Origin of the sequence: Curtobacterium sp. MCPF17_003 (genome assembly GCF_003224385.1) — a bacterium.
GTDB lineage: Bacteria > Actinomycetota > Actinomycetes > Actinomycetales > Microbacteriaceae > Curtobacterium > Curtobacterium flaccumfaciens.
Genome location: NZ_QKLC01000013.1, coordinates 95096 through 108856, shown reverse-complemented (window position 1 = coordinate 108856; position 13761 = coordinate 95096). Strand labels below are relative to the sequence as shown.

At 70.5% G+C, this 13761-nt stretch carries 9 protein-coding genes; 3 read left to right on the top strand and 6 right to left on the bottom strand.

The genetic code is table 11. The features are described from left to right. A partial coding sequence (gene sucB / locus DEJ30_RS13605) for a 2-oxoglutarate dehydrogenase, E2 component, dihydrolipoamide succinyltransferase (protein ID WP_110862260.1) occupies positions 1 to 1114 on the top strand: 1114 nt, incomplete at its 5' end. Between the two features lie 90 nt (positions 1115 to 1204). Here sucB and DEJ30_RS13600 read toward each other — a convergent pair. Then, entirely contained in the window at positions 1205 to 2032 is an 828-nt protein-coding gene (locus DEJ30_RS13600; protein ID WP_146238591.1) for a hypothetical protein, read from the bottom strand. Positions 2033 to 2160: 128 nt separating this feature from the next. On the opposite strand from DEJ30_RS13600, the gene DEJ30_RS13595 reads away from it, so the two are divergent. After that, entirely contained in the window at positions 2161 to 2877 is a 717-nt protein-coding gene (locus DEJ30_RS13595; RefSeq protein WP_110862249.1) for a DUF4191 domain-containing protein, read from the top strand. Positions 2878 to 3053: 176 nt separating this feature from the next. Here the strand turns inward: DEJ30_RS13595 and DEJ30_RS13590 are convergent, their stop codons facing one another. Continuing rightward, a complete protein-coding gene (locus tag DEJ30_RS13590) occupies positions 3054 to 3509 on the bottom strand; it encodes an RDD family protein (RefSeq protein ID WP_110862248.1) in 456 nt (151 codons plus the stop codon). Between the two features lie 142 nt (positions 3510 to 3651). Here DEJ30_RS13590 and glnA point away from each other — a divergent pair, with 142 nt between their 5' ends. Next, complete coding sequence (gene glnA / locus DEJ30_RS13585) at positions 3652 to 5076, top strand: type I glutamate--ammonia ligase (RefSeq protein ID WP_017886082.1); 1425 nt, start codon at positions 3652 to 3654, stop codon at positions 5074 to 5076. Positions 5077 to 5621: 545 nt separating this feature from the next. Here the strand turns inward: glnA and DEJ30_RS13580 are convergent. The 4 genes from DEJ30_RS13580 to DEJ30_RS13565 all read right to left on the bottom strand — a co-directional run bounded on the left by DEJ30_RS13580 (position 5622) and on the right by DEJ30_RS13565 (position 13759). Further along, a complete protein-coding gene (locus DEJ30_RS13580; protein ID WP_110862247.1) occupies positions 5622 to 7049 on the bottom strand; it encodes a UDP-glucose/GDP-mannose dehydrogenase family protein in 1428 nt (475 codons plus the stop codon). Next, the gene (locus DEJ30_RS13575; protein ID WP_110862246.1) at positions 7046 to 8596 is read right to left on the bottom strand and encodes a glycosyl hydrolase; all 1551 of its coding nucleotides are present in this window, start codon (positions 8594 to 8596) and stop codon (positions 7046 to 7048) included. Before DEJ30_RS13575 ends, DEJ30_RS13580 begins: the two co-directional genes overlap by 4 nt. Continuing rightward, positions 8589 to 10229 (bottom strand): glycosyltransferase family 2 protein, encoded by a 1641-nt coding sequence (locus DEJ30_RS13570; RefSeq protein ID WP_110862245.1) that lies wholly within the window; start codon positions 10227 to 10229, stop codon positions 8589 to 8591. The genes DEJ30_RS13575 and DEJ30_RS13570 overlap by 8 nt, the downstream gene beginning before the upstream one ends. A gap of 578 nt (positions 10230 to 10807) precedes the next feature. Beyond that, entirely contained in the window at positions 10808 to 13759 is a 2952-nt protein-coding gene (locus DEJ30_RS13565; RefSeq protein ID WP_110862243.1) for a bifunctional [glutamine synthetase] adenylyltransferase/[glutamine synthetase]-adenylyl-L-tyrosine phosphorylase, read from the bottom strand. Positions 13760 to 13761: the final 2 nt, after the last annotated feature.

Here is a 13761-nt window from a genome sequence, read left to right as displayed (position 1 = left end):
GACGCAGCCCGCCGCCCCGCAGGCACCGTCCGCCCCGCCCGCGGCAGCGCCGGTCCCGGCCGCCGCGCCGGTCCCGCCGCCCGCAGCCGCACCGCCGGCAGCCGTGCCGGCCCAGGCCGCTCCGGCAGCCGCGCCGGCTCCGGCGTCCGCGCCGAGCTCCACGGCCGCCGCCGCGGTGCCGAACCCCACCCAGGACGGCGCGGCCTCGGGCTACGTCACCCCGCTGGTGCGCAAGCTCGCCAACGAGCAGGGTGTCGACCTGTCCACGGTCACGGGTTCCGGTGTCGGGGGGCGCATCCGCAAGGAGGACGTCCTGGCCGCCGCCGCGAAGGCCCCGGCCGCCTCGGCTGCAGCGGCACCCGCCGCCGCGTCCGGCCCGTTCGTCGCCGAGGTCTCGCCGCTGCGCGGAACCCGCGAGAAGATGACCCGCCTGCGCAAGGTGGTCGCCGAGCGTGCCGTGCAGTCGATGACCTCGACCGCACAGCTCACGAGCGTCGTCGAGGTCGACGTCACGAAGGTGGCGCAGTTCCGCGACGCCCACAAGGCGGAGTTCCTCGAGAAGACCGGCTCGAAGCTCTCCTTCATGCCGTTCTTCGCCCTCGCGGCGTCCGAGGCGCTGAAGGCCCACCCGAAGATCAACTCCACGGTCGAGGGCGACGAGATCGTCTACCCGGAGACCGAGAACGTCTCCATCGCGGTGGACACCGAGCGCGGCCTGCTGACCCCGGTCATCAAGGACGCGGCCTCGCTGGACCTGGCGCAGTTCTCGAAGTCCATCGCGGACCTCGCCGAGCGCACCCGGAACAACCAGCTGAAGCCCGACGAGCTGGCCGGCGGCACGTTCACGCTGACCAACACCGGTTCGCGTGGCGCGCTGTTCGACACCCCCGTGGTGTTCCTGCCGCAGTCGGCGATCCTCGGCACCGGCATCGTCACGAAGCGCCCGGCGGTCGTGAAGGTCGACGGCCAGGAGGCCATCGCCATCCGCTCGTTCGTCTACCTGGCGCTGTCGTACGACCACCGGATCATCGACGGTGCGGACGCCTCGCGGTACCTCGTCGCGGTGAAGAACCGTCTCGAAGAGGGCAACTTCGCCCCGAACCTCGGGTACTGATCACCAGCAGCACGGCCGACGGCCCCGGTTCCCCTCGTGGGAGCCGGGGCCGTTCCCGTGTGCGTCCTCGGTACGGCGTCACCCGGCGCATCACCCGCCGCCGAGCAGGGTCAGGGCGGCGACCACCGACCCGACGGTGACGACGAGCCCCACGAGCGCACGGCGGAGCGGGAGTCGTCGTCCGGCTCCGAGTGGGACGCCGTGCTCGACCACATCCCGCAGTCGCTCGTGCAGTCCGTCCTGCCCGTTCGGTGCCGGCGGTCCGGCGAACACGAGGTCGCTCGGCACGGGGGTCCACCGGAACGGCCGGGGCGCGGCGGCGGCACGGACGACGTCGAGTGCTGCTCGTGCGCTCGGCCCGTCGCCGTCGAGGGCGTCCTGCAGCGCCCCGAGCACCGGGGCCTGGGCGAGCTCGGCCGGGTCCACCCGGTCCCACACCGTCCGGGCTGCGAGCACGAGGGTCCGGGTCGCATCGGTCGCGTGCGCGGTGCGCGTCGGGTGCGCGGTGCGCGTCGCGGTCGTCGCGTTGGTTTGGTTCGTCGGGGTCGTCGCGTTCGTCGGGCGGTCGCAGAGCACGACCGCACCGGCGTCGTCCACCAGCACGTCGTCGACACCGGCGACACCGAGCAGGACCGCGCCGTCGTGCACCGCCACCAGGAGTTCCAGGAGCGGGACCGTGAGGGTCACCGCGACGCCGGTGGTCGGCGTGCCGAGCCGGTCGAGCGCCGGCACGAGGGGCGTACCGGTCGGCCGGTCGAGTTCGACCACGAGACGCCCCGTCGGGGTCCGACCGACCGCGGCCACCGGGACGAGGTGGCGCTCGGCGGCCGCGGAGCGGTCGGCGACCCACGTGAGCACGTGGTGCTCGTCGTCGGTCGCGATCCAGCGATCCGGGTGGTGGTCGGTGCTCGTCTCCATGGTGACCAGCGTGGCGGTGGCGCGGTGGGGCTCCAGGCTCTCCCGCACCATCTGTGGACAGGACGTGTTCGCGCACAGCCGGACACGCGACGGTCTCCCCCGGCGCACGGAGGCCGTATCCTGTTCGCATGGCACGCAGCTCTTCCACAGACAAGAAGGCGAAGGAGCCGGGGCGTCTCAAGCAGATGTTCCAGGTCTTCCAGATGACCCGAAAGGCCGACCCGTCGTCGGTCTGGTGGTTCGCCCTCGCCTTCGTCGGTCCGGTCGTCCTCGGTGTCCTGCTGGCGCTGCTCCTGCCGGGGCAGAACTGGCTCGCGATCGTCCTGTGGATCGTCGCCGGTGTGCTGCTCGGTGTACTGCTCTTCCTCATCGTGCTCGGTCGTCTGGCCGAACGTGCCGCGTACTCGCAGATCGAAGGCCAGCCCGGCGCCGTCGGTGCCGTGCTGTCGAACTCGCTCCGTCGCCAGTGGCGCTCGAGCGAGATGCCGGTCGCGGTGCACGGTCGCTCGCAGGCAGCGGTCTACCGTGCCGTGGGTCGCCCGGGTGTCGTCCTGATCACCGAGGGTCAGCGCGGCAACCTCACCCGCCAGGTCGGCGAGGAGCGCCGCAAGGTCCAGCGCATCGTCCCGAACGTCGCCGTGCACGTGCTGCACGTGGGTGACGGGACCGGTGAGAGCCTGACGCTGCACAAGCTGCCCCGTGCCATGAACAAGCTCAAGAAGTCGCTCAACCGCAACGAGGTCCTGGCGGTCGCGAACCGTCTCGACTCGCTGACGCAGAGCCCCGCGGCCTCGATCCCGAAGGGCATGGACCCGATGCGGGCCCGCGCCGGACGGCCGCGCTGACCGACCCCCCACCCACGAGGACGCCCCCGACCAGATCTGGTCGGGGGCGTCCTCGCGCGTGCGGGGGTGCGATCTCGCTCGAAGCCGGTCCTGCATGGTGCGGGGTCCCGTACTCGGTGCGGGAAGAGCAGGCGCGCACCGAGTACGGAACCTCGCACCAGCCGAACGGCCCCGGCTCAGCGCCGGACGAGCACCGTCCCGGCGATGCGGTCGTGCGCACCCCGGCTGTCGCGGTCGATGATGAGCGCCGGTACCACCAGGCAGAGCAGCACCGTCCGGAGGATCGGCCGCCACACCCCCACGTAGCCGCCGCGCATCGGGACGACCCGCAGTCCGACGCAGATGTGCCCGAACGACCCGGACAGCAGGCAAATGAACACGATCTGCAGCACGGCGAAGATGGCGATCTGCACCCACGAGTGCGCGATGTCACCGGAACCGTTGACCGGCGACCACACACCGGTCACGTAGGCGACCAGGTCGGCCAGCGCGCCGTCGATCAGCAGCGCAACGATCCGCCGGCCGATCCGCCCGACGCTCCGGGGCCCGGACTCGGGCAGTCCGAGGTCCTTGCCCGGCCACCCGTCCGGGTGCTCGGAGGGCGCGGACGGGCTGGGGGTGCTGCGGGCCATGGTCCCCAGCGTAGGCGACGGCCCGGGCGTAACACGCCCGAAACAATCCAGTCATGTCCGGGAAACCCCGTGTCAATAGCCTCGTCGGAGGGTGCCTTGACCGGTGCCTCCGACATCACCCAACCCATTGGAGATCGGCCCCATGTTCAGCGATTCCTCCGAGGTCCTGGCCTTCATCAAGGACACCGACGTCAAGTTCCTCGACATCCGCTTCACGGACCTGCCCGGTGTGCAGCAGCACTTCAACATCCCGGCATCCACCGTCGACGAGGACTTCTTCTCGGTCGGCCAGCTGTTCGACGGCTCCTCGATCCGTGGGTTCGCGTCGATCCACGAGTCCGACATGCAGCTGATCCCCGATGTCACCACGGCGTACGTCGACCAGTTCCGCGCCGAGCGCACGCTCATCATGATCTTCGACATCTACAACCCGCGGAACGGCGAGATCTACGGCCGTGACCCGCGCCAGGTGGCGAAGAAGGCCGAGAAGTACCTCGCGTCGACGGGCATCGCGGACACCGCGTTCTTCGCCCCCGAGGCCGAGTTCTACATCTTCGACGACGTCCGCTACTCGGTCACGCAGAACGAGTCCTTCTACGCGGTCGACTCCGAAGAGGGCGCCTGGAACACCGGTCGCGACGAAGAGGGCGGCAACCTCGCCAACAAGACCCCGTACAAGGGCGGCTACTTCCCCGTCTCGCCGGTCGACAAGACCGCCGACCTGCGCGACGACATCACCCTGAAGCTGATCGACGCCGGCTTCGAGCTCGAGCGCTCGCACCACGAGGTGGGCACGGGCGGCCAGCAGGAGATCAACTACAAGTTCGACACGATGGTCCACGCCGCGGACGACATCCTGAAGTTCAAGTACATCGTCAAGAACACCGCTGACCAGTGGGGCAAGGTCGCCACGTTCATGCCGAAGCCGCTCTTCGGCGACAACGGCTCGGGCATGCACACCCACCAGTCGCTCTGGTCGGACGGCAAGCCGCTCTTCTACGACGAGAACGGCTACGGCGGGCTGTCGGACCTCGCCCGTTGGTACATCGGCGGCATCCTGAAGCACGCCCCGGCACTGCTCGCCTTCACCAACCCGTCGATCAACTCGTACCACCGTCTGGTCAAGGGCTTCGAGGCCCCGGTCAACCTGGTCTACTCCGCCGGCAACCGCTCCGCGGCGATCCGCATCCCGATCACGGGCACCAACCCGAAGGCCAAGCGCATCGAGTTCCGCGCGCCCGACGCCTCCGGCAACCCGTACCTCGCCTTCGCCGCGCAGCTGATGGCGGGCCTCGACGGCATCCAGAACCGCATCGAGCCGCACGAGCCGGTCGACAAGGACCTCTACGAGCTCCCGCCCGAGGAAGCCAAGGGCATCCCCCAGGTCCCCGGCTCCCTCGACGAGGCGCTCGACGCGCTCGAGGCGGACCACGAGTTCCTCACGAAGGGCAACGTCTTCACCGAGGACCTCATCCAGACCTGGATCGACTACAAGCGCGAGAACGAGATCCTCCCGCTGGCCCAGCGCCCGCACCCGTTCGAGTACGAGCTGTACTTCGGCGTCTGAGTCCCGCTGACCGACGAAGGGCCCCGCACCGTCAGGTGCGGGGCCCTTCGTACGTGCCGGCCACGGTTCGGGTGAGCGACACCTCACGGGCTGCGCCACCCGTGCGGTGTCGCCCAGCGCGAGAGGACGCGGCCACCGGGAGCGCGGGTGCGGACGCGACCGCCTGGAGGCCCGGTGCCGGTTCGTCGGGCGGGCGCCGGGCCTCCAGGCGGTCGCGACGCACGTTCCTTCCCATCGCAGGTGGACTGGAAAGCGGAATCGGGCGTACCTGGTCAGAACTTCCGACCAGGTACGCCCGACTCGATCAGGTACGCCCGAATCGACAAGGTACGCCCGACTCGATCAGGTACGCCCGAATCGACAAGGCACGCCCGACTCGACCAGGTACGCCCTATTCGACCCGGTACGCCCGATTCGACCAGGTACGCCCGAATCGACCAGGTACGCCCGAATCGACAAGGCACGCCCGAAACCGCCCGGCGGCCCCGCGCGCACGGGAACGGGGCCCGCGCCGCCCGGCACGGACCCCGTCTCGCGAACGGTGACTAGCGGCTCGTGGCCAACGCGTCGTTCGTCCCCGCTGCGACGCTCACGGGTGCACCCGTGACCGGCGTGGGACGTCCCAGGGAACGGACGGTCCACCCCGCTTTCACCCAGTCCGAGACCGGGAGGCAGTTGCGCGCGTCGATGACGACGCGGCGCCCGACGAGATCTCCGAGGGCGACCGGGTCGGCGGTGATGATGTCGTCCCACTCGGTGAGCACGAGGACGACGTCGGCGCCCTCGATCGCGTCCGTCATCGAGGCGGCGTAGCTCAGCGTCGGGAACGAGCGCTTCGCGGGCTCCATCGCCTCGGGGTCCCAGAGCGTCACCTGGGCGCCGCGGAGGTGCAGCGCAGCGGCGACGTTCAGCGCCGGGGAGTCACGGACGTCGTCGGTCAGGGGCTTGAACGCGGCGCCGATGACGGCCACGCGGCGGTTGAGCACCGATCCCCCGGCCGAGTCGATCGCCATGTCGATGACCCGCTGGCGCTGCCCCATGTTGATCTCGTCGACCTGCTGCATGAGGCCGACGACCTGGCCCGCGCCGATCTCGTTCGCGCGGTACATGAGCGCCCGGATGTCCTTCGGCAGGCAGCCGCCGCCGAAGCCGAGGCCGGCGTTGAGGAACTTCCGGCCGATGCGGGCGTCGTGGCCGAGGGCGTCGGCGAGCGTGGAGACGTCGGCACCGGTGATCGCACACATCTCGGAGATCGCGTTGATGAACGAGATCTTCGTGGCGAGGAACGCGTTGGCGCTCACCTTGACGAGCTCCGCGGTGGCGAGGTCGGTGGTGATGACCGGGGTGCCCTCGCTGATCGGTGCGGCGTAGACCTCGCGGATCACGGCGTCGGCTGCCTCGGAGGCTCCGCCCCAGACCAGCCGGTCCGGGTGCAGGGTGTCCTCGACGGCCTTGCCCTCACGCAGGAACTCGGGGTTCCAGATGAGTTCCGCGTCGATGCCGGCGGGGGTGAACTCGCGGACGATGCCGCGGAGGCGCGATGCCGTCCCGACCGGGACCGTCGACTTGCCGACGATGAGGCCCGGGTGGGTGAGGTTCTCGGCGACGCCACGGGTGGCGCTCTCGACGTAGGCCAGGTTCGCCGCGTGCGACCCGGCCTTCTGCGGGGTGCCGACGCAGACGAAGTGGACGTCCGCAGCGGCGACGGCCGAGGCGATGTCCGCCGTGAAGCGGAGCTTACCGCTGGCGACGTGCTTCGTGATGAGCTCGGGCAGCCCGGGCTCGAAGAACGGGACCTCACCGGCGGACAGTGCGGCGAGCTTCGACGGGTCGATGTCGACACCGATGGTCTCGAAGCCCATCTCGGCCATGGCGGCCGCGTGGGTGGCGCCGAGGTAGCCGGTGCCGATGACGCTGATGACGGGTGCGGGACGGGTGTCGGCCGATGCGGTCGACTTCTTGGACTCGCTCATTGCGTGACCTCCTGCAGGTCGTAGTCGATGTCGTTGCGCTTGATGCCCTCGGCGAAGGCCTTGAGGGAATCGGCGCGGGAGTTGAGACGCCAGTCGTTCGTGGTGCGCTTGCCGTCGACGATGGTGGTCGCGGTCTCGCTGAAGTACGCGAAGCCGACGATGTCCTTGTTGGCGGGGTCGGCCAGCGCATCGAAGAGCGAGTTGATCCACTGCGTCTTCTGCGGGTTCCCGACACTGGTGCCGGTCTCGGTCGCCCCGATCTCGTTGAGCATGATGCCCTTGCCCGGCGCGATCTGCCGGAGCTGCGCGAGCGTCGCTCCGAAGGTCGTGGCGAACGTCGGCTGCTCGGTGGCGTCCCGGTAGTAGCCGCTCATGCCGACCCAGTCCACGTAGTCAGCACCCGGGTAGTACTGCTGCATGTAGTCGAGCGTCTGGTACTTCGTGTTGCCGAGCTTGTCGATGCGGCTCGGGGACCAGTCCCAGATGACGTACTTGTTCGCGCCGTTCGCCTGGAAGACGTCGTGCACGTGCTTCCACATCTTCTTGTAGGAGCCGACGGGGTTCTTCTGGGCGTCACCCTCGGCCCAGTTGTACCAGGAGCCGTTCATCTCGTGGTCGAGACGGATGACCATCGGCTGCCCGTTGGCCGCCAGCGCCTTGGCGTACTTCGTCAGGTAGGCGTCGAACGACCCGCCGGAGATGTCGTCGTTGGTGTACCCGGGGACGTACTTCTGGTCGTTGCCGGTCTGCGCCGGCACCGTCTCCCACGTCATGAGGGGGACGCGGCCGTTGGCCCAGGAGCGCTGCACCGCGGTGGCGTTGAACTCCTGGTCGAAGCCCTGGAAGAAGCCGGTCATGTTCGACGCGGTGCCGACCTGACGGGAGACCTCGTCGTACTCGGCCCAGTTGAACGGGGACTGCGCGGTGTACAGGCCGTACCAGCGCGACTGCTGGCCGAGGATCTCGGCCTTCGTCGGCGTGACGACCGGGGTGGCACCCGGATCGGTCGAGGGGCCGGGGTTCGGCTTCGACCCACCGCCGTTGCCCGAACCCGAACCGCTGCCGGACCCGTTGTCGGACGAACCCGAACCGGACCCGCCGGCGGAACCGGCACCGGACCCGCCGGAACCCGAGCCACCGCTGCCGGAGCCCGCGGCGTTGACGTTGGACGAGCCTCCCGAGCCCTTCGCGGCACCGAGCTGGGACTGCAGCGACGCGATCTGCGCCTTGAGTTCCGAGATCTGTTCGCCGCGCGACCCGGCCTGGGCCGTGCGGGAGTCGAGCTTGCCCTCGAGCGACCAGATGCGCTCCTGGGCGGCGTCGAGCTGCGTCTGCAGCTCGGCGGCGGACACCTTCTTGGCCTTCGGCGCCTCGACGCCGAGCGCCTGGTGCACGGCGGTCGAGACGGGGCCGGTGGGCGAGATCCACACCGACCAGGTGATGAGGCCGAGCGCCAGCACGATGGCCGTCGTGCCGATGGCCGTCCGGCGGGCGTGCTTGCTGGACTGCGCCCACCAAGCACTCGAGGAACGGATGATGTCAGACAATGAGGAACGCCTCCAGGGCGAAGATCGCGATGCCGATCACGTACGGGATCGCTGCGTACGGGTTGTACCGGCGGGCTCGGGCGGGGGCCGGCGCGGCTGCTCGCTGGGCCTCCTGCTGCGCGACCGCGGCTGCGGCCTCGCGGCGGGTGGCGAGGACGGTGGTGGTGGAGTTGGTCGCCGCGTCGGCGCCGAAGAGCTCGTCGAACGCACGGTCGACGGCCACCTGGTCGACGGTGTCGAGCGGAGCGGACGAGCCCGAACCCGAGCCCGCGGAACCTGCGTCCGCGCCGGTCATCCGGGCACGTTCGGCGTCGATCGGGCTGACCGGGACCTGCGCGGTGGAGGACAGCGGCTGGACGGCGTCCGCCGGGTCCTCCTGCATCGGCCCACCGGCGTAGGCGCCGGCTCGGGTCCCCCAGCCGGACGCGTGCGCCAGCCGGAAGAAGCCGATGAGGCGGATCGGCATCAGGAAGAACGTCGACACGATGATGAACATCGGCAGGCGGAAGAAGTCGCTCGGCTTCTCCGACAGGTGCCGCATCTGGCGGATCGCCATGCTCAGCACGCTCGAGATCACCATGAGCGCCGCGACGTAGACGAAGCCGGTCGAGAAGCCGTACTGCGACAGGATGCCCTGGTACAGGTTCTCCCCCTGGCCTGTGAAGGCGCGGTAGATCCAGCCTGCGATCACGCCGAAGAGCATGAACGGCAGGATGATGTCGGTGATGAAGAACGCCGCCAGGATCGGGGCGTGGCCGAGCATCCACGGCAGCATCCGCAGCGTGTTGTACTGCGAGCCGCGGGCCCAGCGGAGCTGCTGCTTGAACAGCTTCTTCACCTGCAGCGGGGCATCCGTGTAGACCAGCGACGTGTACTGGTAGACGGTCCGGTACCCCTCCTTGAGCGTGAGGTTCGTCAGCGTCCGGTCGTCGGAGACCTCGAGGAACACGCCCATGAACTTCTCGTGCATGAACCGGTCCATCACCCGCATGAGGATGCTCCGGCGGAACGCGATGGTGCGCCCGGGCAGGCAGCCGATCTGCCCGAGGACACTCTGTGCCGGCATCGAGTAGAGCGCGCGCGAGTTCTCGAGCCAGTCGGCCCAGCGGGTGATCCAGCTGCGCTCCGGCTCGAGGATGCGCTGCCGGGTGGTCACGCCACCGACGGACTCGTCGGCGAACGGCCTGAGGAGTTCCTCGAGCGCGCCGGGGGTCCAGACGGTGTCGGAGTCGACCAGCACGGTGATGTCGCCGTTGGACATCTCGGTGCCGACCTTGACGGCGTTGCGCTTGCCCGGGATGGGCGTGTGGGTCCAGCGGACGAGCGGGGCGAACTCGTCGCAGACCGCTTCGAGTGCCTCGTTGCGGGCACCGTTGATGACGACGATGATCTCGCCGGGCTGCTGCTCGACCATGCGGCCGATGACGTCGCGGAACAGGTCGAGCGGTTCGTCCACGACGGGGACGACGACGCTGGTGGTACCGACGAAGGTGCCGGTGAAGGGGCGGTAGCGGGCGGAGATGACGACCTTGAGCAACCAGAGCAACCAGATCACCGCGGAGTACACGGCGAACAGGTAGAACTCGGGGTGCCCTTCGACCATCTGCCTGATCTGCAGAATGAAGGTGAACACTGATCCCTGCTTCAACGTTCGAGGTGGAGATTCCGCTTCATCGGGGAATCAGGGCCGGTTCGGGTGATGCAATTGATGCAGAACCTGAACGCGCGCGCAACGGGGCCCCCGTCCGGGGGCGTTACGGGCGCGTTACGGGGTACACACTGGTCCCCCTCTTCGCCGGTCGGAGCGGTCCCCCGTCGTGCTGACAGCACTCCTGCGGACCGCGCAGCAGCGGTGGCTCGCCCCGATGGGCGACAGGTGCGGCCTGGAGGCACGGGTCGGGCCAGACGGAAAGCCCAGGTCAGCAGGTGGTCAGGTGGCGTGTCGGGGGGCACCGGAAATGGTCCCCTGGCGATCCGGTGGGAGTTCGGTCACGGCACGGTAACGAGCCGGGCTCTGTTTCGAACAGGGGTACGAGCGGGATGTCGTCGGGGGACGCCGCGCGACACGGAGAATTAACCTTCGAAGGCTGCTCAGGTCGGGTCCGTCCGGAGACGGCCGGGCGTGTCGCGCGGTGCTCTGCGTGGTGTCGCAGGCGACGCAGCGTCGTGTCGGGGGCGGGTCAGGCGCCGCAGCGTCGTCTCCGGGGCGGGTCAGGCGCCGTAGAACTCGCGCTCGAACACCTGTCGGGCGCGCCGTGTGACGCCGAGGTAGTCGTCCTCGAGGCGGCTCGCGGAGCCCGGCGGGTACTCCATCAGACGGGCGACCCCCTCGAGCTGGACGCGGTCGACGGGCAGGACGTCGGTGGTCTTCCCCGACCACAGTACGAGGGCACTGCGGGTGCGCGACGCGAAGCGCCAGGCGGCCCCGAGCCGCTCGCCGTCCTCGGCGCCGACCAGTCCGGCTTCGACCGCGGCGTCGAGCGCCTCGAGCGTCGACGTGGTCCGGAGCGACGGGATCTCGAGCGCGTGCTGCAGTTGCAGGAGCTGCACGAACCACTCGACGTCGCTGAGCGATCCCCGGCCGAGCTTGAGGTGCCGGGCGGGGTCGGCGCCGCGGGGCAGCCGCTCCGACTCCACGCGGGCCTTGATGCGGCGGACCTCACGCACCTGGTGGTCGTCGATCCGCTCCGGGTACCGGGTTCGGTCGGCGAGGTGCTCGAAGTCGCGCAGGAGCTGTGCGTCGCCGACGGCCCCGCGGGCGCGGAGGAGCGCCTGCGCCTCCCACGTGAGCGACCAGCGGGCGTAGTAGGCGCCGTAGGACTCGAGCGTCCGCACGACGGGACCGTTCTTGCCCTCGGGGCGCAGGTCGATGTCGAGGTCGAGCGGGTGGATCGTGTCCTCGGTGAGCCGGTTGAGCTCGCGCACGATGGTCTGGGCGGTCCGGGACGCGACCTCGGGGGCCAGGTCGGGTGCGCGGTACACGTACAGCACGTCGGCGTCCGAGCCGAAGCCGAGCTCCCGCCCGCCGTACCGGCCCATCGCGATGATCCCGAACTCGAAACCCTCGGGGGCGTCACGACGGGCGAGCGCGAGGGCACCGGCCAGGGTGGCCTCGGTGACGTCGCTCAGGGCCGGGCCCAGGCCGTCGACGTCGAGCGAGCCGAGCACGGCGGCCATGCCGAGCCGCAGGGTCTCCCGACGTCGAGCCGACCGGAGCAGGGCCGCGGAGCCGTCGACGTCGTTGCCGTGCCGGGCGGTGGTCGCGGTCATCTCGGCGAGCAGCGCGTCGATCGGCCGCGGACGCAGGAGCGCCTCGGGCTCGTCGAGCCAGGCGACCGCCTCGGGGAACCGCTCGAGCAGCCCGGACAGGAAGGCCGACTCGGACAGCACCGTGGTGAGCGAGTGTGCGGCACCGGACGAGTCGCGCAGCATGCGGAGGAACCAGCTCGACTCCCCCAGGCCGTCGCTCAACCGGCGGAAGGCCAGCAGGGCACGGTCCGGCGCCGGCCCCTCGGCCATCCAGCGCAGGAGCACGGGGAGCAGGTTCCGCTGGATCGCCGCACGCCGACTCGTGCCCTGCGTGAGGGCGCGGATGTGCCCGACGGCGCCGGTGGGGTCGACGAACCCGACACCGGCGAGCCGGTCGACGACCTGGTCGTTGGTCAGGACGATCTCGTCCTCGGTGGAGGCCACGGCGGACAGCAGCGGCCGGTAGAACAGGCGCTCGTGCAGCCCGCGGACCTCGAGCTTCACGGCACGCCAGCGGGCCTCGAGCGCCGGGGCCGACGCGGCGACACCGCTCGACCGGGCGAGCACCCGCAACTCCTCCTCGTCGGAGGGCATCAGGTGCGTCCGCTGCAGACGCCGGAGCTGGATGCGGTGCTCGAGCACCCGGAGCAGGGCGTAGTCCGGCCCGAACCGAGCGGCCTCGGCACGGCCGACGTACCCGGCGTCGGTCAGGGCGTCCATCGCCTCGAGCGTCGACCGGACCCGCACGGACGGGTCGTCACGGCCGTGCACGAGCTGCAGGAGCTGCACGGTGAACTCGACGTCCCGCAGGCCTCCGGGGCCGAGCTTGAGCTGGCGGTCGACGTCGGCGTCGGGGATGTGCTCGGTCACCCGCTCGCGCATGCGCTGCACCGACTCGACGAACCCCGGCCGGGTGGAGGAGTTCCACACGAACGACGCGACGGCCTCGGCGTACCGGGCACCGAGGTCGGCGGACCCGGCGATCGGGCGGGCCTTGAGCAGCGCCTGGAACTCCCACCCCTTCGCCCAGCGCTCGTAGTACGCCACGTGCGAGTCGAGGGTGCGGACGAGTGCGCCGTCCTTGCCCTCGGGCCGGAGGTTCGCGTCGACCTCCCACAGGGCGGGCTCGGCGGCGAGGTCGGTGATCGCGTGCATGGCGGCGATCGCGATGCGGGTGGAGACGAGCACGGCCCGGTCGGTGGGGACCTCGTCGGTGGGCTCGGTGACGAAGATGACGTCGACGTCGCTGACGTAGTTGAGCTCGCGGGCACCGGCCTTGCCCATCGCGATCACCGCGAGCGGGGTCGCCGCGACGTCGGCCGCGGGGAACGGCACCTCGCGCCGGGCGATGTCGACCGCGGCGTCGAGGGTGGCTCCCGCCAGGTCGGCGAGGCCGGCAGCCACGGCCGGGAACGCATCCGTCGGCACGGGGTGCAGCACGTCGAACAGGGCGATCTGGGCCAGGTGCCGGCGGTAGCGCACCCGCAGGCGCATCCGGGCGTCCTCACCCGTGGCGCCGTCGACGGCCTCGGCCAGCGACGCCGTGTACCGCTCCTGCGACCACGGTTCGCCGACCGGTTCCAGCAGCAGGGCGAGCTCCGCCGGACGCCGGTGCAGGAACTCCCCGAGCCCGATCGACGCGCCGAGCAGGCGGACCAGGCGCTCGGTCGCCGCGTCGTCCGTCAGGACGGGGCGGAGCTCGTCCGGCGCGCGCTCGAGCAGCCGCTCGAGCATCCGCAGGGCGCCGTCCGGATCAGCGGTGCCGCCCCAGAGCGCGGCAGACCCGGCGACCGGCAGCGGCACGTCGGGGCCGAACCGGGCCTCCAGGTCGGCAGCCCGCTCGAGGCTCTCCGACAGCTCCGCGAACCCCAGACGGGCCAGCTCCGAACGTGACGTCGTCGTCCGACCGGTCATGT

What these genes read in the sequence shown, in the direction of transcription:
- DEJ30_RS13600 (WP_146238591.1), bottom strand. Translation starts at nt 2,032, where the DNA reads ATGGAGACGAGCACCGACCACCACCCGGATCGCTGGATCGCGACCGAC.
- DEJ30_RS13595 (WP_110862249.1), top strand. Translation starts at nt 2,161, where the DNA reads ATGGCACGCAGCTCTTCCACAGACAAGAAGGCGAAGGAGCCGGGGCGT.
- DEJ30_RS13590 (WP_110862248.1), bottom strand. Translation starts at nt 3,509, where the DNA reads ATGGCCCGCAGCACCCCCAGCCCGTCCGCGCCCTCCGAGCACCCGGAC.
- glnA (WP_017886082.1), top strand. Translation starts at nt 3,652, where the DNA reads ATGTTCAGCGATTCCTCCGAGGTCCTGGCCTTCATCAAGGACACCGAC.
- DEJ30_RS13580 (WP_110862247.1), bottom strand. Translation starts at nt 7,049, where the DNA reads ATGAGCGAGTCCAAGAAGTCGACCGCATCGGCCGACACCCGTCCCGCA.
- DEJ30_RS13565 (WP_110862243.1), bottom strand. Translation starts at nt 13,759, where the DNA reads ATGACCGGTCGGACGACGACGTCACGTTCGGAGCTGGCCCGTCTGGGG.